General features: G+C 74.2%; 14 protein-coding genes and 3 pseudogenes. 6 read left to right on the top strand and 11 right to left on the bottom strand.

Translation table 11 applies throughout. From position 1 onward, the window contains the following. Window positions 1–40 precede the first annotated feature (40 nt). The 5 genes from ACGFYH_RS19310 to ACGFYH_RS19290 form a co-directional block, all read right to left on the bottom strand. On the bottom strand, window positions 41–1516 hold the full coding sequence (locus ACGFYH_RS19310; protein ID WP_393804335.1) for an aminotransferase class III-fold pyridoxal phosphate-dependent enzyme: 1476 nt from the start codon (window positions 1514–1516) through the stop codon (window positions 41–43). Next, window positions 1516–2649 (bottom strand): SDR family oxidoreductase, encoded by a 1134-nt coding sequence (locus tag ACGFYH_RS19305; RefSeq protein WP_393804334.1) that lies wholly within the window; start codon window positions 2647–2649, stop codon window positions 1516–1518. Before ACGFYH_RS19305 ends, ACGFYH_RS19310 begins: the two co-directional genes overlap by 1 nt. A 323-nt stretch (window positions 2650–2972) precedes the next feature. Beyond that, entirely contained in the window at window positions 2973–4106 is a 1134-nt protein-coding gene (locus tag ACGFYH_RS19300) for an acyl-CoA dehydrogenase (protein WP_393804333.1), read from the bottom strand. Between the two features lie 87 nt (window positions 4107–4193). Further along, window positions 4194–5156: a bifunctional lysylphosphatidylglycerol flippase/synthetase MprF gene (locus ACGFYH_RS19295; protein ID WP_393804332.1), complete on the bottom strand. Its 963-nt coding sequence runs from the start codon at window positions 5154–5156 to the stop codon at window positions 4194–4196. Further along, the gene (locus ACGFYH_RS19290) at window positions 5140–5667 is read right to left on the bottom strand and encodes a hypothetical protein (protein WP_393804331.1); all 528 of its coding nucleotides are present in this window, start codon (window positions 5665–5667) and stop codon (window positions 5140–5142) included. The genes ACGFYH_RS19295 and ACGFYH_RS19290 overlap by 17 nt, the downstream gene beginning before the upstream one ends. 149 nt (window positions 5668–5816) lie before the next feature. Between ACGFYH_RS19290 and ACGFYH_RS19285 the strand changes: the two are divergent. From ACGFYH_RS19285 to ACGFYH_RS19275, 3 genes and pseudogenes are all read left to right on the top strand, one after another. Further along, window positions 5817–7241, top strand: a pseudogene (locus ACGFYH_RS19285) (PLP-dependent aminotransferase family protein). Window positions 7242–7329: 88 nt separating this feature from the next. Further along, a pseudogene (locus ACGFYH_RS19280) lies at window positions 7330–7521 on the top strand (alkaline phosphatase); the annotation flags it as partial. Between the two features lie 167 nt (window positions 7522–7688). Further along, the gene (locus ACGFYH_RS19275; RefSeq protein WP_393804426.1) at window positions 7689–8990 is read left to right on the top strand and encodes a GNAT family N-acetyltransferase; all 1302 of its coding nucleotides are present in this window, start codon (window positions 7689–7691) and stop codon (window positions 8988–8990) included. Between the two features lie 219 nt (window positions 8991–9209). Here the strand turns inward: ACGFYH_RS19275 and ACGFYH_RS19270 are convergent, their stop codons facing one another. After that, a complete protein-coding gene (locus tag ACGFYH_RS19270) occupies window positions 9210–10433 on the bottom strand; it encodes a trans-sulfuration enzyme family protein (protein ID WP_393804330.1) in 1224 nt (407 codons plus the stop codon). A gap of 59 nt (window positions 10434–10492) precedes the next feature. Here ACGFYH_RS19270 and ACGFYH_RS19265 point away from each other — a divergent pair, with 59 nt between their 5' ends. Together ACGFYH_RS19265 and ACGFYH_RS19260 are read left to right on the top strand one after the other, a co-directional pair. Then, window positions 10493–11020, top strand: a complete 528-nt coding sequence (locus tag ACGFYH_RS19265) for an Lrp/AsnC family transcriptional regulator (protein WP_393804329.1) — start codon at window positions 10493–10495, stop codon at window positions 11018–11020. 78 nt (window positions 11021–11098) lie between these two features. Further along, window positions 11099–12787: a DUF885 domain-containing protein gene (locus tag ACGFYH_RS19260; protein ID WP_393804328.1), complete on the top strand. Its 1689-nt coding sequence runs from the start codon at window positions 11099–11101 to the stop codon at window positions 12785–12787. A 22-nt stretch (window positions 12788–12809) separates the two neighbouring features. Here ACGFYH_RS19260 and ACGFYH_RS19255 read toward each other — a convergent pair. The 3 genes and pseudogenes from ACGFYH_RS19255 to ACGFYH_RS19245 all read right to left on the bottom strand — a co-directional run. Continuing rightward, window positions 12810–13226 (bottom strand): annotated as a pseudogene (locus ACGFYH_RS19255) (3-ketoacyl-ACP reductase); the annotation flags it as partial. A gap of 88 nt (window positions 13227–13314) precedes the next feature. Further along, complete coding sequence (locus tag ACGFYH_RS19250; RefSeq protein ID WP_393804327.1) at window positions 13315–13830, bottom strand: immunity 21 family protein; 516 nt, start codon at window positions 13828–13830, stop codon at window positions 13315–13317. 21 nt (window positions 13831–13851) lie between these two features. Beyond that, the gene (locus tag ACGFYH_RS19245; RefSeq protein WP_393804326.1) at window positions 13852–14361 is read right to left on the bottom strand and encodes a rhodanese-like domain-containing protein; all 510 of its coding nucleotides are present in this window, start codon (window positions 14359–14361) and stop codon (window positions 13852–13854) included. Window positions 14362–14482: 121 nt separating this feature from the next. Between ACGFYH_RS19245 and ACGFYH_RS19240 the strand changes: the two genes are divergently transcribed. Continuing rightward, window positions 14483–14929, top strand: coding sequence for an Lrp/AsnC family transcriptional regulator (locus ACGFYH_RS19240; RefSeq protein ID WP_393804325.1), 447 nt, complete (start codon window positions 14483–14485; stop codon window positions 14927–14929). 28 nt (window positions 14930–14957) lie between these two features. Here the strand turns inward: ACGFYH_RS19240 and ACGFYH_RS19235 are convergent, their stop codons facing one another. Continuing rightward, window positions 14958–17951 carry an AAA family ATPase gene (locus tag ACGFYH_RS19235; RefSeq protein ID WP_393804324.1) on the bottom strand — a complete coding sequence of 998 codons (2994 nt, stop codon included), beginning with the start codon at window positions 17949–17951 and terminating at the stop codon, window positions 14958–14960. Continuing rightward, window positions 17948–19111 (bottom strand): exonuclease SbcCD subunit D, encoded by a 1164-nt coding sequence (locus ACGFYH_RS19230; protein ID WP_393804323.1) that lies wholly within the window; start codon window positions 19109–19111, stop codon window positions 17948–17950. Before ACGFYH_RS19230 ends, ACGFYH_RS19235 begins: the two co-directional genes overlap by 4 nt. Window positions 19112–19227: the final 116 nt, after the last annotated feature.

The raw sequence follows: 19227 nt of genomic DNA, 5'->3' as shown, positions 1-19227 counted from the left end.
GGCGTTCGGTTCCTTCCCGGAGGGTGTGCGGGCGCTGGGGTCAGCCGGACATGCGGTCGGCCGTGCTTCGCAGGGCCTCGACGAGGGTGGTCAGGAACAGGTCGAGCTCGGTGTCCCCGACCACCGCCGGCGGGGTCAGCCGCAGTACCCGGGTGGAGTTGAGGGAGTGGTTGACGAGGACTCCGCGGGCGATCAGCTCCAGCAGCAGTTCACCGACCGCCTGTTCCTCGGCGAACTCGATACCGATCAGCAGTCCACGGCCGCGCACCTCGCGGACCAGGTCCCCTGCGTAGGGCGCGCACACGTCCCGTACCGCGGCGAGGACACGCGGGCCGAGCGCGGCGGCCCGGGCCACCGTGTCCTCCTCCTCCATCGCCCGTACGGTGGCGAGGGCGGCGGCGCAGGCGATCGGTGAGGCGCCGAAGGTGGACGTGTGCAGGTAGGGATCGCGGCCGAAGGGCGCGTAGGCCTCCGCGGTGGCGGCCATGGCGGCGACCGGTACGACACCGCCGCTGAGCCCCTTGCCGGCCAGCAGCACGTCCGGGCACACGCCCTCGGCGTCCACGCCGAACCAGGTACCCAGCCGTCCCATACCGGTCTGGATCTCGTCGACGACCAGCAGGGCACCGTAGGCGCTGCACAGCGCGCGCACCCGGCTCAGGTAGCCGGGGCCGGGGATGCGGACGCCGCCCTCGCCCTGGACGGGCTCGACGATGACGCAGGCCCGGTCGCGTCGGGCGGCCAGCGCCTGTTCGAGGTCGGCCGGATCGTCGTAGGCGACCTGCGTGACATCGGGGAGCAGGGGCTGGAAGGGCGTCTGGTAGGTGGCGTTGGCCGTGACGCTGAGCGCGCCGAGCGTCTTGCCGTGGAAGCCGCGGCGGGTGGTGATCACCGAGGTGCGTCCGTGGGCGCGGGCGAGCTTAAGGGCGGCTTCGGTGGCCTCGGCGCCGGAGTTGACGAAGTGGACGTAGTCGAGTCCGGGCGGGGTGTGGGCGGCGAGGGCCTGGGCGGCGCGGGCGGCGACGGGTTCCAGGAAGACGCGGCTGGCCAGCGGGTGGGTGTCGATCTGGCGGTGCACGGCCTCGACGACGGCCGGGTGGCGGTGGCCGAGGATGAAGACTCCGTAGCCGCCGAAGTCGAGGAAGCGGCGGCCGTCGTCGGCGTGGATCCAGACGCCCTCGGAGCGGACCTCGGCCATGCCGCCCATGACCCGGCCCATGACGGCGCGGCCGGATCCGATGTGCTTGAGGTAGAGGTCGACGACGTCGGTCCGGTCGCGGGACGCGGCGGACTCCTCGGCCTCGGTCGGCTCGACCGGCTTGGCCGCCTCGGTCGGGTCAGTCACCTCGGTGGCCTTGGTCGGTTCAACCGGCTTGGCAGCCGCCGTCCGCTCGACGGCGTTGGCGGCCTCGGTCGGCTCGACCGGCTTGGCCGCCTCGGTCGGCTCAGTGGCCTCGGTGGCTCGGGCGGGCTCGATGGCCTCGGCGGCTTCGGTGGCGGAGGGCGACAGGGCCATCACGCCACCTCCGTCGCGCTCGCCACGGCCGCGGGCGCACGGTGTCGGCCCAGTACTCCGGACCGGTCCGCGGCCCAGCTCTCCAGGTTGCGTACGAGCGCGGCGCGGATGTCGGCGTGGGTGACGCGGGTGCCGCAGTGGGGGGTGCCGAGGGAGGAGTCGAACGGCAGCTCGCGCTGGAAGACCAGGAGCAGTTCGGCGTAGTGCCGGAAGCGCTGCCGCACCGAGGCGGGCAGCGAGGTGCTCTCCAGCATGGGCAGCAGCAGCCGGTGGACGGCCTCGACGGGGATGAGCCGGGGGCGCAGCGGCCGGGGCAGGCCGTGGCGGACGGCGAACTCCGCGCAGGTGTCGGCGATCTCGCTCAGGGCGGGGGCCTGGCTGCCCGCGGTGAGCCAGTACTCGCCGCTGCCGACACCGCCGCGGATCAGGGCGCCGACGGCCCGGGTGACGTAGTCCTGCGGGATCATGTCGACGCGGGCCTCGGGGGCACCGGGAAGCACCGGCACCTGGCCGAGGACCATCGCACCGATCGTCTTGGTGAGGCCCTGCTGTCCGGCGATGTGTCCGGTGGCCGAGTGGCCCATGACGACGGAGGGGCGCACGATGGCCCCGGGCACGCCCGACTCCCGCATCAGTTGCTCGGCGCTGATCTTGGACGAGAGGTACGCGGCGGCGCCCGGGAAGCGCTCCCGGTCCTCCTCGCTCGGCGTGTTGGCGACGAAGGCGGTGCTGACCAGGTAGAGCGGGGCGTCCGCGCGGGCGGCGAGATCGAGCATCGTCTCCACACCGACGGTGTTGGTCCGCACGATCTCCTCGGGCGGAGTGCGCCAGTTGGTCTGGGCGGCGGAGTGCAGCACCACGTCGACGCGCAGGGCCAGTTCATACCAGGCGCCGGCGCCGGCGCCGAGGCCGAGGCGCGGGGCGAGGAGGTCGCCCTCGATCTCGCGCACCCGCGGATCGTGCAGCGGCCTGGTGCGGCGCACGCAGAGCAGGTCGTAGTCGGGCGCCAGTTCGTCGATCAGGGCGCGCCCTAGGACGCCGGAGCCGCCGGTGAGCAGCAGGGTGGGACGTTCTCGCACGGTGGGGCGGGGCGGTGCGGGCAGGACGGTGGGACGTGGGGCGTTCAGCGGCATGGTGGGCTCCCCTCGACGGGTTTCGGTGCCGTGGAGCGTGGGGACGGCGGCCGGTGCCGGGCCGTACAGGACGGCGGCCGGTGCCGGGCCGGGGCGGGAGGACGGTCGGCCGGGGTCGGGGGCGGGGCGACGGGGGGGGCGGGGCGACGGTCGGCCGGGGTTGGGGGCGGAGGCGGCAGGACGGTCGGCCGGGGACGGGCGACGGCCGGTCCTGGAACGGCGGGCGCCACGGCGGCCGGCCGGAGTGGCGGGGAGGCGGGGAGGCGGGGAGGCGGCGACGGCCGGTACCGGAAGGGCACGCGCCACCGCGGTCTCGTCGCGCGTCAGGCGAGGGCGAGCGGGCCGTCGGCCAGGTAGGCGGAGAGGGGGCCGGTCATGCGGGAGCGTGACGGAGGGTGCAGGGACAGGCCGTTGGCGCAGGCGGCCAGGTGGCCCACCTCGTCGGAGCTCATGAAGTTCAGCCCGCCGAGCAGTTCGACCGCCCGGGGGACGATACGGGCGAGGGCGTCCTGGACGCCGTAGCGCACGCACAGCGAGTGGGCGAGGGCCGACTCGTCCAGCTCCCCGGCGTCGACCCGGCGGGCCACGCTCTCGGCGGTGGCCATGGCGGCCTCGGTCTCGACGAAAAGGCGTACGCGCTCGTGTTCGGGGATCCGGTCGTTCAGCAGCACGCGCTCCACCAGGGCGGACGCGGCCCCGAGATAACTCCCCGTCATCAGCACCTGGAACCAGACCAGGCCGGCGGTCTGCAGCTCGTCGAGGCGCTCCCCGGAGGCGGTCGCGGTGCGCAGGACGAGTTCCGGTGGGACGAGGACGTCGGTGAGCGTGACCTGTTCGCTCTCGGCGCCGGCCAGGAAGGTGCTGGACCAGAAGCCGCTGACGCTCAGGCCCTCGCTGTCGGCGGGCACGAGGGCGACGGCGAGTTCGTCGCCCTGCCCGTCCTCGCGCGGGATCACCACACCCGCGGTGAGCACGTCCATGGAGTGGGCCAGGCTGCACGGCCGTTTGACGCCGTTGATCCGGATGCCGTCCGCGGTCGCGGTGGCGGTCATCGACGGGTCCAGGATGCCGGCGCCGCTGCGGCCCTCGGCGAAGCCGGACGCGATGAGGCGGTTGCCGGACGCCACGCCTTCGATCAGCATCCACTCCAGGCCGCCGCCGAGACCGCCGAGGCCGACCAGGGTGGCCATGGAGAAGTGGTGCATGGTCGTGGCCACGGCCAGGGACGGTGAGCGGCTGCCGATGGCCCGCTGCACCCGCAGCGCGTCCAGCGCGGTGGCGCCGCGCCCCTGATGGGACTCGGGGACGAGCAGTCCGGGGGCTCCGCTGTCCCGGAAGTGCCGGATGCCCGGGCTGCCCGGCCGCTCCAGGTCCATCAGGGGAATGTCGCGCAGGGCGGGGTCCAGGTCGGGCAGCAGCTTGGTGAGGGTGGTGCGTTCACGCTCGAGGAATCTCATGGGCGTGCGGTCCTCCTGGGTGAAGGGGGGCGGGACTGCGGTGCGGACGCGGTCGGGTGCGTGGCCACGGCGCGAACGCAGGTGCGGTCAGACGGCGTTGGTGGCGCGCAGTAGCTGCCAGACGGCGCCGGGGCGGGGCCTGCCGCGGAAGGCGATGTACTCCGGGAGTACCGCGTGCGGGGCCCATTTCTGCTTGTACTCGAGCTGGGAGGCCGCGGGGTAGACCGCGTCGCCGTGTTCGGCCAGCAAGCGGGCGAACCGGCTGAACAGGCGGCTGGCCCCCGGCAGTTCGTGGCTCGGGTCGAGACCGGTGAACGGGGTGAAGCCGAAGTGCAGCCAGCCGGCGCCGTCGGCGGTCAGCCGCTCCATGACGGTGGCGTTGAGCGCCTCCATCACGCCGGGCGGGGCGTCGGGACGGCGTCGGCTGAGGTCGTGCAGCATGCCGGGGCGGCTGCCGTAGACCGGCGAGTAGTTGACGTAGCCGACCACCTCACCGTCGATCCGGCCGACGAACAGGCGTCGGTGCCGCTGGAGGCTGCCGGTCCGCTGGCCGACCAGGAACCGCAGCTCCTTGACGTGCCGGCCCTTCTCCCGCAGCCAGCGCTGGTCGATCCGGTCCAGCTCGGCGCAGTCGTCGCCGTCCAGCACCTCGGCGACCTCCAGGCCGGCCCGCCGAGCGCGCGAGATCTTGTTCCGCAGGCGCACGAACCGTGAGCCGCGCAGTGTGAAGCGGCTCAGGTCGACGGCGTACGACGCCCCGATCTGGTTGACCGTGAACCCGTGCGCCGCGTACAGCTCTGCGTCCGCCCGTTGCAGCTGCACGGCGACCAGGCGGCGTCCGGTGTGGGCGGTGAAGGCCGCCAGCAGTCGCGCGCGGTGCTCGGGCGCCGTGAAGGGGCCGCCGAACTGCAGGACGTAACGGCCGGAGGTGCGGTAGGCGCAGGCGCCGTCGAACCCGTCGTCGTGGAAGTACGTGTTCCCGCTGTTGAGGGCGAGAAAGGAGCTGGGGTTGTCGCTGTGCGCGGCGAGCGTGTCAAGTACGGACGGCATCGGTGCCCTCCACGGAGACGTCCACGGAATTCCGCGCCGCGCCGGATCCGCCGGAATCGCCGGAAGCCGCCGCCGGGCGATACCTCTGCTCGAACGACCGGAACGCCGGGGTGGTCTCCGGTTCGAAGGCGACACCGAAGGGCTTGAGGGAGTTCCCGAAGAGCGCCCGGTCGCCCATGAGGTGGATCGGCAGGGCGAGCAGCGCCCATTCCGGCCGTACGAACAGCGCCCACGCCCCGGCCAGGGCACCTGCGGTGACGAGGCTGTGCATCGCGTTGTAGGCCACGTAGTAACCCCGCGGAACCCGTCGGTCCGGGCGGCGCCTGAAGGCGATCGCTCCGGGAATGTATCCGACGGCGTCGATCACCGTGAACAGCAGCACGAAAACGCCCCAGCGGATTTCCGTGCGGTGCTGGAACGCGAGCACCAGCGATACGGCGAGAAAGCCCAGCCATTCGAGTCGGGAGAGAGCGAAGGTGACCTTCGTCTCGAAACGGTTCTTGGCGTCCACGGGCGCTCCTGAATTGCGCGTACGATTCCGGGGCCCGACATCAGCCTGCCCCCTCGCTGTGGTCTGTCACTCCGGTTTACGCGCCAACGAGCCCAACCCCTCGTAAAGTGGAGGCGATTGGGACGAGTGATCCTCGGGGGACCGTTTTCATGACGTCAGCGTGGGAGTTGCTGCTGCCCGCCGCCTCGGCACCGGCACGCGCGCGTGGCCGCGCACTGACGGGGGCGCTGCGGGAGGCGGTCCGCTCCGGGAGGCTCTCCCCGGGTACCCGCCTGCCGTCGAGCCGGGACCTCGCGGCCGATCTCGGCGTGTCGCGGGGGCTGGTCACGGAGGCGTACGAGCAGCTGACGGCCGAGGGGTATCCGCGCAGCGGTCGGGGTGCGGGCACCTGGGCGGGCGACGCCGTACGGGCCGCCCGCCCACGCGCGCGACCTCGCTCCGCGCTCCCCCGGGGACCGGGCCGACTTCGTGCCGGGGACACCCGACCTGTCGCTCTTCCCCCGTTCGGCGTGGGCCGCGGCGCAGCGGAGCGTGCTGGCGGACCTGCCGCACGAAAGCCTCGGCTATCCCGATCCGCGTGGGCTGCCCCGGCTGCGGACCGCGCTGGCCGAGCTGCTCGGGCGGCGCCGGGGTGTGGTGGCGGACCCCGAGCGGATCGTGGTGGTGTCCGGGGCGGCGCAGGCGACCGCGCTGCTGGCGGGCGTGCTCCGCGCGCACGGGGACGCGCACCGCCGGTGTCGAGGACCCCGGGAGCCCTCAGCACGCCGCCCTGTACGCCTCGGCGGATGTCGGCACCGTGCCCCTGCCCCTGGACGACGAGGGCATCGCCGTCGGTCCGCTGCGTGCCTCGGGCGTACGCGTGGTGGTGACGACACCGGCCCACCAGTTTCCCACCGGGATCGCCTACTCGGCGCGGCGCCGTGCCGGACTGCTGGACTGCTGGACTGGGCACGGTCGGTGGACGGACTCGTCCTGGAGGACGACTACGACGGCGACTTCCGTTACGACCGGGCCCCGGTGGGCGCGCTCCAGGGGCTCGACCCGGAACGGGTCGCCTATACGGGCTCGGTCAGCAAGTCCCTCGCTCCGGGGCTGCGGCTGGGCTGGCTGCTGGTGCCCGACTGGCTCGCGGACGACGTCGTCGAACGCAAGCGCACCACCGACCTCGGACACCCGGCCCTGGACCAGGCACTCTTCGCCCGCTTCGTGGAGCACGGCGACTACGACCGGCAGCTCCGGGCCTGCCAGCGCGCGTACCGGGAGCGCCGCGACGCCCTGGCCGCCGCGCTGAGCGAACACTTCCCCGGCTCACGGGTCACCGGCATCGCCGCCGGTCTGCACGCCATCGCCACGCTTCCCGAGCGGTACGGGCCCCAGGGCGCTTCCTCGCCCGCGTGGCGGAGGCGGGCGTCGCGGTGCGCTCGCTGGCCGCGTACGGGCACGGCGGGGCGGCCGGTGGCCCGGTGACCGGTGCCCCGGCAGGCGGGGCGGCGGTACGGCTGGTGTTGGGGTACGCGCATCTGCCACCGGGACGGATCCGGGCGGGGGTGGCGACGATGGCGGATGCCTTGTGACGGGGTGCCTGCGCCCGTGCGTGGACCTGATCTGCGTCCGTATCCCTGCCCCTACCTGCGCCCGTGCCCGCGCCCGCGCCCGCGCCACGGCACCTTCGGTCCTGAACGGGTGTTCCTGAAGGCGCCGACCGCCTCGAACGTCTCGCCCGCGGGCGGCTACCAGCTCTTCGGCGAGGTCGACATCGACGGTGGCAGCGCCGAGATGACGGTGCGGCTGCGCGAACAGGACGGCCCGGTGCTGTTCACGAAGCTGCTGCGGCCGGGCCGGGTCGGCCCGTAGTCCCGTAGCCTGTCGGGTGTGCCGCGCACCGGCGTCATCCCCCGGTGCGCGGCCCGGCAGCGGGTCAACTCCTCCCGGATGTCCCGGAAGCCCTCTTTACCCATCGGTCACAGAGCGTTCGTGATCACGCAACACCGTTCCTTCACAGTGGATGCATGAGTCGAGAGATGCCTGATGTGACGGACGCCGTGGCGCACCTCTTCGAGCACGGTCCCGCGGTGCCCGCCGTCGTGCTGGCCTCGGTGGCGGCACTGATCGCCACGGCACGCTTCCACACCCGGTGGTCACGAGGCCACGGGCAGGCGCCGCCGGCGGACGATACCGGCGCCCGGCCACCGACCGCCGAGCGGCCGGGCGGGTCCGGGCCGGGCGAAGGGTGCGCGCTGTGGCGGATGCGGACGACGGTGCGCGACGCGCCGGGATCGCTGGCCGTGCTGTGCGCTGCCCTCGCCGACCGGCGGATCGACATCCTGAGCCTGCAGACTCACCCGCTGGCCGAGGGCACCGTGGACGAGTTCCTGCTCCGTGCACCGGGCGAGCTGAGCGGGGCCGAGCTGGCCGACGTGGTGACGACGGCGGGCGGCGCCCACACCTGGACCGAGCGGGCGGACGCCCACGACCTGGTGGACGCGCCGACCCGGGTGCTGCGCCTGGCCGCCCGCACGGCCCTGGATACGGCGGAACTCCCGCTGGCCCTGCGGCAGTTGCTGGGCAGGTGCACCATCAGGTCACTGCCCCCGGGCACGGGCGCGGCGGCCGGCGCCGTACCGCCGGAGGGCGCGCTCGAGGACACCGTGCTGCGGCTGCGCGCCCCGGAGGGCGGCGTGATCAGCGTGGAGCGTCCTCACCTGCCGTTCACCCCGGCCGAGTTCGCCCGGGCGCGTGCCCTGGTCGAGCTGGACGCGCGGCTCGGCCCGCGGGTCCCGCGCGGCCGGGACGTGCTGACGCTGTCCGCGGGGAGCGACATCACCGTCCGCCGCGCCGACCCGAGAGACCTTCCGGCGGCGAAGGCGATGCACGAGCGCTGCTCGGCGCGGACGCTCGGGATGCGCTACCACGGCCCGGTCGGGGACGCCGAGCGGTATCTCAACCACCTGCTCAGCCCGCGCTTCGGCCGCACTCTCGCGGTGCAGACCGCCTCGGGCCGCATCGTGGGCCTCGGTCATCTGCTGTGGGACGGCGACGAGACGGAGGTCGCGCTGCTCGTCGAGGACGGCTGGCAGCGCCGGGGCATCGGCGGCGAACTCCTCGGCCGGCTGGTGGCGATGGCGGCGGAGGCGGGCTGCGAAAGCGTGTACGCGGTCACGCAGGCGTCCAACACCGGCATGGTCGCCGCGATGCGCGGCCTGGGCCTCCCCCTCGACTACCAGATCGAGGAGGGGACCCTGGTCGTCACGGCCCGCCTGGACCCGTCGGCCCGGTCCGCGGCCCGGCTGCCGTACGGGGAGCGGATCGGCCAGGAGCGCTAGGTCCTGTCGTCGAACTCGCGTCGTCGCCCGGAGGGCGGCCCCGCGGCGTCGGGAGCGTGCTCTCGGCACGCCGGGTCCTGGGCCTCGTACGGGAGGTACCCGGGCCAGGGCCCGGTACGGCGAGAGTGCGTGCACGACGTCGCAGGGCAGACGGGAGTGCGACGACAGGGCCCAGAGGGCAGCGGGGGCGGCACGTAAGAAGTGCGCCGACAGGCGCCGTTACTCGGTGCGCGCCAGTGCCTCCCGCAGCGGGATCGCCCCGGCCGCCCGCTCCCCCAGCGCCGTGTCCAGGTCGGCCCACAGGTCGTCGACGTCCTCCAGGCCGACCGACAGCCGCAGCAGCCGGTCCCCGACCCCGGCGTCCCTGCGGTCGTCGGGGTCCACGATGCGGTGGCTGATGGACGCGGGGTGCTGGATGAGGGTGTCGACGCTGCCGAGGCTCACGGCCGGGGTGATCAGGCGGACGCCGCCGATGACCTGGTGCGGGTCGCCGTGGACCTCGAAGGAGACCATCGCGCCGCCGATGCGCGGATAGTGGACCCGGGCCACCCGCGGGTCGGCGGCGAGGCGGTCGGCGAGCTCCGCGGCGTTCGCCGAGGCGGCCCGCACCCGCACGGGGAGGGTGGACAGCCCCCGCAGCAGGAGGTATCCGGCCAGCGGGTGCAGCACTCCGCCGGTGGCGAAGCGGACCTGCCGGAGCCGTCCCGCGAACTCCTCGTCGCAGGCCACCACGCCGGCCAGCACGTCTCCGTGCCCGCCGAGGTACTTGGTGGCGCTGTGCAGCACCAGCCGGGCACCGTGTTCGGCGGGGCGCTGGAGCACGGGTGTGGCGAAGGTGTTGTCCACGAGCAGCGGCACCGTCCCGCAGGCGTGGGACACGGCCCGCAGGTCGACCTCGGCCAGCGTCGGGTTGGCCGGGGACTCCACGAGCACCAGGCCGGTGTCCGGGCGCAGCGCGTCCGCGACGCCCGCCGGGTCGGTCCAGGTGACCTCGGACCCCAGCAGCCCGGCGGTCAGCAGGTGGTCGCTGCAGCCGTACAGGGGCCGTACGGCGACGACGTGCCGCAGCCCCGTCGAGCCGCGGACCAGCAGGACCGCGCTCAGCGCCGCCATGCCGCTGGCGAAGGCGACGGCGGCCTCGGTGCCCTCCAGCCGGGCCAGTGCCGTCTCGAAGCGGGCGACGGTCGGGTTGCCGAGGCGGCCGTAGACCGGCGGGCCCTCCGGCTCGGCGCCGGTGGCGGCGAACGCGTCGATGCGGGCGGCCTCGTCGCGGCTGTCGTACGACGGGTAGGTCGTGGACAGATCGATGGGCGGGGCGTGCAGCCCCTGGCCGGCGAGATCGTCGCGGCCGGCGTGCACGGCTTCGGTGGCCAGTGCCCTGCCCGTGGGTGCGGTGGTGCGTACGTCATCGGGTGGCGACGTGTGCGTGCGCGCTGAGTCCATGGCCGAAGAGTGAACAATGGCCGGGGCTAGTGGGTCACAGGCCGTGCTACGTTCGGGCAATGGCCGATTCTGTCGTACTGGATCCGGTGGACCTCCATCTGCTGCGGCTGCTGCAGAACGACGCCCGAACCACCTACCGCGATCTCGCCGCCCAGGTCGGCGTCGCCCCGTCGACCTGCCTGGACCGGGTGACCCGGCTGCGGCGGGCCGGGGTGATCCTCGGCCATCGGCTGGAGCTGGACCCGGCGAAGCTGGGGCGTGGTCTGCAGGCGCTGCTGTCGGTGCAGGTGCGTCCGCACCGCCGGGAGCTGGTCGGACCGTTCGTGGAGCGGATCCGGGCGCTGCCGGAGTCGCGCACCGTCTTCCACCTGACCGGCCCGGACGACTACCTCGTGCATGTCGCGGTCGCGGACATGTCGGATCTGCAGCGGCTGGTCCTGGACGGGTTCACGTCCCGGCGGGAAGTGGCCCGCGTCGAGACACGGCTGATCTTCCAGCAGTGGGAGTGCGGTCCTCTGCTGCCACCGGCCACGCCGACGGACACGTCCGCATCCACGCCGACGACGTCGCCCGCGACCACGCCCTGAGCGAAATCCGGCCGCCCAAGCGACCGGGCCCGGTCGACCGGGCTGACGCGGCACCGGTATCCGTATGAGGATGTCCGCATGTCAGAGACCAAGAGCCCGCTGCCCCGCGAGGTCGCCGACGCCTACGTCGACGAGCTCATCGCCCTCGACCCGGTCACCGGCACCTATCTCGGTGTCGCGGAGTGTTCCAGCCGCCTGCCCGACTTCTCGCCCGCCGGACAGGAGGCCCTCGCGGAGCTGGCCCGCACCACCCTCGCCCGGCTGGACGAGGCGGAGCGCCGGCCCGGCGGGGACAGCGGCGTGGAGCGGCGCTGCGCGCGGCTGCTGCGCGAGCGCCTCACGGCCGAACTCGCGGTGCACGAGGCCGACGAGGGCCTGCGCTCGGTGGGCAACATGGGCACCGCCGCCCACTCGGTGCGCGAGGTCTTCACCCTGACCCCGACACAGACCGAAGAGGACTGGGCGCGGATCGCCGAGCGGCTGCGCGCGGTACCGGGGGCGCTCGCGGGCTACCGCGCGTCCCTGTCGCTCGGCCTGGAACGCGAGCTGTACGCGGCGCCGCGTCCGACCGCGGCCTTCGTCGAGCAGCTCGGCGAGTGGGCGGACACGGGCGAGGGACGCGGCTGGTTCGAGGACTTCGCCGCCGACGGCCCCGAGGCGCTGCGCGCGGAGCTGGACGAGGCCGCGCGCGGCGCGACCGCCGCCGTGGTGGAGCTGCGGGACTGGATGCGCGACGTGTACGCGCCCGCGATCGAGGGCGCCCCGGACACGGTGGGCCGGGAGCGCTACGCCCGCTGGTCGCGCTACTACAACGGCACGGATCTGGACCTGGACGAGGCGTACGCGTACGGCTGGGCCGAGTACCACCGCCTGCTGGCCGAGATGAAGGCGGAGGCCGAGAAGATCCTGCCGGGCGCCGAGACGCCCTGGGTCGCGCTTGCGCACCTGGACGAGCACGGCAGGCACATCGAGGGCGTCGACGAGGTCCGCGACTGGCTGCAGGGTCTGATGGACCAGGCGATCGAGCAGTTGGACGGCACGCACTTCGAACTCGCCGAGCGGGTACGGAGGGTGGAGTCGCGCATCGCCCCGCCCGGGAGCGCGGCGGCGCCCTACTACACCTCGCCGTCGGAGGACTTCTCGCGTCCCGGCCGCACCTGGCTGCCGACGATGGGCCAGACCCGGTTCCCGGTGTACGACCTGGTGTCGACCTGGTACCACGAGGGCGTCCCGGGCCACCACCTCCAGCTCGCCCAGTGGACGCACGTCGCGCAGGACCTCTCCCGCTACCAGGCGTCCGTGGGCATGGTCAGCGCCAACGCCGAGGGCTGGGCGTTGTACGCGGAACGGCTGATGGACGAGCTGGGTTATCTCACGGACGCCGAGCAGCGCCTCGGCTACCTGGACGCGCAGATGATGCGGGCCGCCCGGGTCATCGTGGACATCGGCATGCACCTGGGGCTGGAGATCCCGGCGGACTCGCCGTTCCACCCGGGTGAACGCTGGACGCCGAAGCTGGCGCAGGAGTTCTTCGGCGCGCACAGCAGCCGGCCGGCGGACTTCGTGGAGAGCGAGCTGACCCGGTACCTGACGATCCCGGGTCAGGCGATCGGCTACAAGCTGGGGGAGCGGGCGTGGCTGCTGGGTCGGGAGAAGGCCCGCGAGCGGCACGGCGACGCCTTCGACCCGAAGGCCTGGCACATGGCGGCCCTCTCCCAGGGTTCGCTGGGCCTGGACGACCTGGTGGACGAGTTGTCACGGCTCTAACGCCCTCACCGCGCCGCTCGCCTCACCGCCTGAAGCCCGCTCCGCGTCGATCACCTTGCCGGTGCCCCAGCTCCAGCTCACGACGCGTTCGAGCCGGGGAGCCCCTGTCGCCTCGTCCGTGGCGGGCCACGCGATGGGGCGGGCCGGGTCGTCGCGTGCCCCACCGCCCGGCGGGAAACACGCGGTGACGGCCGCGTGGTCGTCGCCGGTCGGGTAACCGGTGTCCACGGTCCCGGGGGTTGACCGCGTTCACGGTGACGGCGTGTTCGGGGCGGGTCGTCGACAGGGAGCGCGTGACGGAGGCGAGCGCGCCCTTGTGCCGCGCGCAGGCGATCTCGCCGGGCATGCCGCCGGCGATGTCCTGGCCGGAAGTCCTGAGCACGGCGCGTCCGCCGGGCGAGCGGGGCGGGCATGCGGCGCGCTGCCGGGCGTAGGCCCGGTCAGCGGCGGGACCGGGCGGTTGCCGACCCTCACGGGCACCCATGGTGGATGCCCTGCCGCGGCCCCGCGTCGCGACAGCGCGTCGGCTACCCGGCGAGCCGCCGCAGGTGTACGAGGTTCAGCCAGGTCTCTGGCCCGGGGCGCACCTCCGCCGCCCGCACCGCGTACCGGCCGGGGGCCAGCGCGACCCGCACCCGGTCGGCACGGTCCGAGGCGGTGCCGGGCCAGGCGGCGTCGAAGAGGACCACGGGTCCTGGTACGTGCCAGGACACCTCGGACTCCCACTCGGCCGCGTCGAGGGCGGCGGGGACACCTGCCAGCACCTCGTCCTCGGAGTCCGCGGCACACCAGCGGACGAAGGTGCCGTGGTCGGGGAGGTAGGCGGTGGAGGCGGGCTCGTCGCCGAGCACCAGGGCGACGGAGTCGCCGACCGGGAGAAGTCCGACGTAGCCGTCGACCTCGCAGGCCCGGTCGTAGTCGGAGTCCGTCTCCTCGCCGTCGGCACCGGTCCAGAACGGCAGAACCGTCTCCGGGACCGCGATGAGCGGACCGCCGCCCGACTCCACCCACTCCACCGCGCCCGGCTCCGCGTATCGCACCATGCGGCAGAACCTACACGTCGCTCAGCAGCCGCAGTCGGCCGCGTCCACCGGGACGGTCAGGGGGTCGGCGGCGCGGCGCCCGGTGCCCTGCCGGGTCCCGAAGTCGAAGCCCTCGCGCACCCAGTACTCGAAGCCGCCGAGCATCTCCTTGACCCGGTACCCGAGTTCGGCCAGGGCGAGGGCGGCGCGCGTGGCACCGTTGCAGGCGGGGCCCCAGCAGTACGTCACGACCGGCACGGCGGGGTCGAGGAGCTGCCCGGCCCTCTCGGGGACGAGCGCGGTGGGCAGGTGGACGGCGCCGGGGACGCGTCCCTGGTCCCAGGACTCGGTGGAGCGGCAGTCCACGAGTACGAACCCCGGGTCGTCGTCGGCCGCGAGCGCGGCGGCGACATCGGAGACGTCGGTGTGGAAGGCGAGGCTCGCCCGGAAGTACGCGGCGGCCTCGGCGGGCGGTGCGGGGGCGACCCGCAGGACGGGGTTGCCGCCCGCGGCGGGGCTGGCGTGCGGGACGGCGTGGGTGGTGGCGCTCATGGTCCGGCCTCTCCTCGGTGGACTTCCGAGCAGTGAATCTACGGCTGCCCCGTCCCGGCTTGAAGGCCGATTCCCCGGTCCGCCCCTTGTCCCGCCGGGGAATCACTGCTATCCATCCTGGATGACCGAGCATTCCCCCGACGCCACCGACTGGCTCATCCTGGACGCCCTCCAGCGGGACGGGCGGGCCAGTTTCGCCGAGCTGGCCCGTACGGTCTCGATGTCCGCGAGCGCGGTGACGGAACGTGTGCGGCGGCTGGAGGAGACCGGTGTCATCCGGGGCTACGCGGCGGTCGTCGATCCCGAGCGGCTGGGGCTGCCGGTCCTGGCCTTCGTGCGGCTGCGCTACCCGGTCGCCGACTACAAGCCGTTCCACGACCTGGTCGCGGTCACGCCGGAGATCCTGGAGGCGCACCACGTGACGGGCGACGACTGCTTCGTCATCAAGGTCGCGGCCCGTTCGATGCGGCACCTGGAGGAGGTGTCCGGCCGGATCAGCGCCCTGGGGCCGGTCACCACGAGCGTCGTCTACTCCTCACCGCTCCCCCGCCGCCCCCTGGGCCGCTGAAGTCCGCGCGGCGGGACGAGGCAGCCGCTCAGCCGACACCCCGCTGACGCAGTACCGACCCCGACCGCCCCTTCACGACCTCGAGTTGGGCGTGAATCCGCCGCCGCAGGTCGGCGACGTGGCTGACGATGCCGACGCTGCGGTCCCGCTCGCGCAGGGCGTCGAGGACGTCGAGGACCTCGTCGAGGGTCTGGTCGTCGAGGCTGCCGAACCCCTCGTCGATGAAGAGGGTGTCCAGGCGGACGCCGCCGGCCTCGTCGGTGACGACGTCGGCGAGGCCGAGCGCGAGGGCGAGCGAGGCGAAGAACGTCTCGCCGCCGGACAGGGTGGCCGTGTCGCGCTCGCGGCCGGTCCAGGCGTCGACGACGTGCAGGCCGAGGCCGCTGCGGCCGCGTCCGGTGCGGTCGTCGGAGTGGACGAGGGTGTAGCGGCCGGAGGACATGCGCAGCAGGCGGGCGGTGGCCGCGGCGGCGACCTGCTCCAGGCGGGCGGCCAGCACGTACGACTCCAGGCGCATCCGGCGTTCGTTGTCCGCCGAGGTGCCCGCGGCGAGGGAGGCCAGGCGGGCGACCCTGGTGTGCTCCTCGCGCAGCGGGGCCAGCCGGCGCACGGAGGCGGTGGCGTGCGCGGACAGCCGGTCCAGCTCGGCGCAGCACCGGGCGGCGGCGTCACGGGCCGAGGACGCCTCGCGCAGGCGCCGGCCCGCTTCGGCGGCCGTCCGTTGGGCCGCCGGGACGTCGGCGGGCGGTCGCCGGGACGCGGCGGCGGTGTCGGCCTCGGCGAGGATCGCGCGGACGGCGGCGTCCTCGAAGTGCCAGGCGTCGAGCCGTCGTTGCAGCTCGCGGTGGGCGGCGTCGTCGAGCAGTGCGGCGGCCGCGTCCCCCGGGGTGTCGAAACCGGCCCGGAAGGCGGCGTCGGCCAGCCGGGCGTCGGCGTCCTTGAGCCGCTGGGCGGTGTTCTCGGCGGCGCGGGCGGTGTCGGCGGCCTCCGTGAGCCGTGCGGTCCGGCGCTCCAGCTGCGCCGCCCGCGCCGACACGCTCTCGGCGGAGCCACGAGCCCGCGTCAACTCCTCTTCCAGCGCCGCCTGTTCGCTCTCCAGCCGCTCCCGGCCCGCGACCCTGGAGGCGGACCGGACCGCGGCCTGCTGCTGGGCGGCGACGCGCTGCTCGCGCTCGTGTTCCGCCCGCCGCAGCTCCTCCTGCGCGGCGTGCAGTCCGGAGGCGGCCGTCCGCGCCCGCGCGTACTCCCGCTCGAGTTCCCCGGCCGCTTCGGCCAGTCGGGCGGTGGGGGCGTCGCCGGCCTCCGCCGTGGCGGCGGCGAGTGCCTCCCGTACGACGCCCAGGTGCCGCTCGGCGTCCGCGCGCCGCGCGTCGGCGGCCTGGTGGGCGGCGAGGGCGCGCTCCTCCGCCTCGCGGTCGACGTGCCCGGCACTCCTGCGCGCGGGGGCGGGGTGTTCGGTGGCGCCGCACACCGCGCACGGTGTGCCGTCGGTGAGGTTCGCGGCGAGTTCGGCGGCGATGCCGTTCAGCCGCTGTTCCTTGAGGTCGAGCCAGTGGGCGCGGGTCTCGACGGCGTGTTCCGCCGAGGCGAGCGAGCGCTGCCCGGCCTCTTCGGTGTCGTCGGTGAGCCGGTCCCGTCGCAGGGCGGCGTCGAGCCGCCGCCGAGCCGGTTCGCGCTGTACGGCGAGCTGTTCGGCGCGGGTGGTGGCCTCCTGGGCGGAGTCGACGCGGCTCTGGAGTCCGTTGCGGGTGGTCTCCCAGTCGGCGAGCCAGGTCTCCGCCTCGTGCCGGACGTCCTCGTCGGCGCGTTCCTGGCGGTCGAGGCGGGCCCGCTCCTCGACCAGTTCGGTGAGGCGGTGTTCGGCCCGCCGGGCCGAGCCGAGACCGCCCAGTTCCTCGGCGGCCCGGCGGGCGGCGGCGGCGAGCCCGGTGGCGCCCGCGTCGGCGAGCGCCCGTGGCAGCGGGGCACGCGCGTGTGCCTCCGCGTCGGCCGCCCCCCGGTGTTCGGCGTCGGCGGCTTCCCGCAGCTCTAGCGCGGGTGCCACCGCCTCGGCCTTGCGGGCACGTTCCATGCGCTCCTGCGCGGCACGGTGGGTGTCGGCCCGCTCCGCCAGCCGCGCGGCCCGCTCCCGTGCCTCGGCGAACCGGCGCTGCAGCCGGTCGAGTTCCCGGGCGTCGGCGAGATCGCGTTCGGCGGCGGCCTGGGCGGACTCGGCGGCCGTGAGCCGGCAGTCGGCGACCGTCAGCAGCTCCCGGGCGGTGCTGCGGGCGACGGCGGCGGCGCCGAGGACCGCGCCGGCCAGGCCCGGCTCGCCCGGCGCCAGCTCCGGCAGTTCCATGGCCGGGCCGGCCGCCTGCTGCATCCGGTGCGCGTCGGCCAGCAGCGTGGCGTCCCCTTCGCGGACCCGGGCCTCGGTCGTGCGGCGCCGTTCGGCCAGGCGCTTCTCGGCCTCGGCGAACCTCCGGGTGTCGAAGAGGCGGCCGAGGAGCTTGCCGCGCGCCTCCGCGTCGGCGCGCAGGAAACGGGCGAAGTCGCCCTGCGGCAGCAGCACGACCTGGCAGAACTGTTCGCGGCTCATACCGAGGAGCTGCGTGATCTCCTCGCCGATCTCCTGGTGGGAGCGGCTGAGGTCCTTCCAGGCGCCGGCCTTCGCGTCGTACTCGCGCAGCCAGGTCTGGGCCTTGTCTACGGTCGTGCCCTTGCCGCGGAGCTTCGGCCGTTCCCGGGGCGGCTGCCGGGTGATCTCCAGTCGGCGCTCCGCCACGGTGAGTTCGAGGCGCACCTCGGTGCGGGTGCCGACGGCCGCGTGGTCGCTGCGCAGCGTCATGCCCTGGCCGCTGTGCCGGGCTCCCGGCACCGAGCCGTACAGCGCGTAGCAGACGGCGTCGAGGACGGAGGTCTTGCCGGCGCCGGTGGGACCGTGCAGCAGGAAGAGTCCCGCGGCCGAGAGGTCGTCGAAGTCGACGCTCTGCTCGGCACCGAAGGGCCCGAAGGCGGTGATGTCCAGCCGGTGCAGCCTCACCGGGCCACCTCCCGCAGGTTCTCGTCCGCGCGCACCGCGTCGAACGCGTCCCGCAGGACGGTCTGTTCGTGGTCGTCGGGCGCCGCGCCGCGCACGTGGGTCACGAAGTCCTCCGCGATCTGCTGGTCGCTGCGGTCGGCGAGGCGCCGGGCATAGGACACGCCCCGTTCGCCCGGGGCGCGCTGGGGGTCGAAGACGAGGCTGAGGGTGTGCGGGAAGCGCTCCGTGAGCCGGGCCATGGGGTCGTCCGGGCGGACCGGGTCGGTGAGGGTCGCCTCGACCCACGCGTCCTGGTGCGGGGTCAGCGCGGGGTCGGCGAGCAGTTCCTCCAGCGTGCCGCGCAGGCGAGCCAGCGCCCTGGGCACCGGGCAGTCGACGCGCTCGGCGGTGACCGATCCCGCCGCGTCCAGATCGACGAGCCACATGCTCTTGCGGTGCCGGTGCTCGGAGAAGGAGTACGGCAGCGGGGAGCCGGAGTAGCGGACGCGCCCGGTGAGGGTCTGGCAGCCGTGCAGGTGCCCGAGCGCGACGTAGTCGACGCCGTCGAAGACACCCAGGGGGACGGCGGCGGCCCCGCCGACGGTGATGTCCCGCTCGCTGTCGCTCTGCTCGCCGCCGGTGACGAAGGCGTGCGCGAGGACGACGGAACGGGTGCCTCCCGCGCGCGTGGCGAGGTCGGCGCGCACCCGGTCCATGGCGGCGGCGAGCACGGTCTCGTGCCCCGCCTTCTCCACACCGAACTCGGTCTTCACCAGGGCCGGTTCCAGATACGGCAGCCCGTACAGGGCCACGTCCCCGTGGGCGTCCGCCAGCACGACCGGGGTCGCGCAGCCCGCCGGGTCGGTGCGCAGATGGATGCCGGCGCGGTCGATGAGCCCGGCACCGACCCCGAGACGCCGGGCCGAGTCGTGGTTGCCGGAGATCATGACCGTGGGCACGCCGAGGCCGGCGAGGCGGTGCAGGGCGTCGTCGAACAGCTCGACGGCGGCGAGCGGCGGCACCGCCCGGTCGTACACGTCTCCCGACACGAGCACGGCGTCGACGGCGTGCTCGCGCACGGTCTCGACTAGGTGATCGACGAACCGGGCCTGGGCGCCGAGCATGGCCACCCGGTGGAACGCCCGGCCGAGGTGCCAGTCGGAAGTGTGCAGCAATCTCATTGAATCGCCCTGACCTGCATGTTTCTCTCGATAACAACCCAAAACCAGCACAAGCCGGCACGGGAGACCCGGGCCGGCACCCACCACGCTAACGCCTGCCGGTACCCGGATCACCA

Source organism: Streptomyces sp. NPDC048392, assembly GCF_043200575.1.
GTDB lineage: Bacteria > Actinomycetota > Actinomycetes > Streptomycetales > Streptomycetaceae > Streptomyces.
This window is presented reverse-complemented; position numbering and strand designations above follow the sequence as displayed.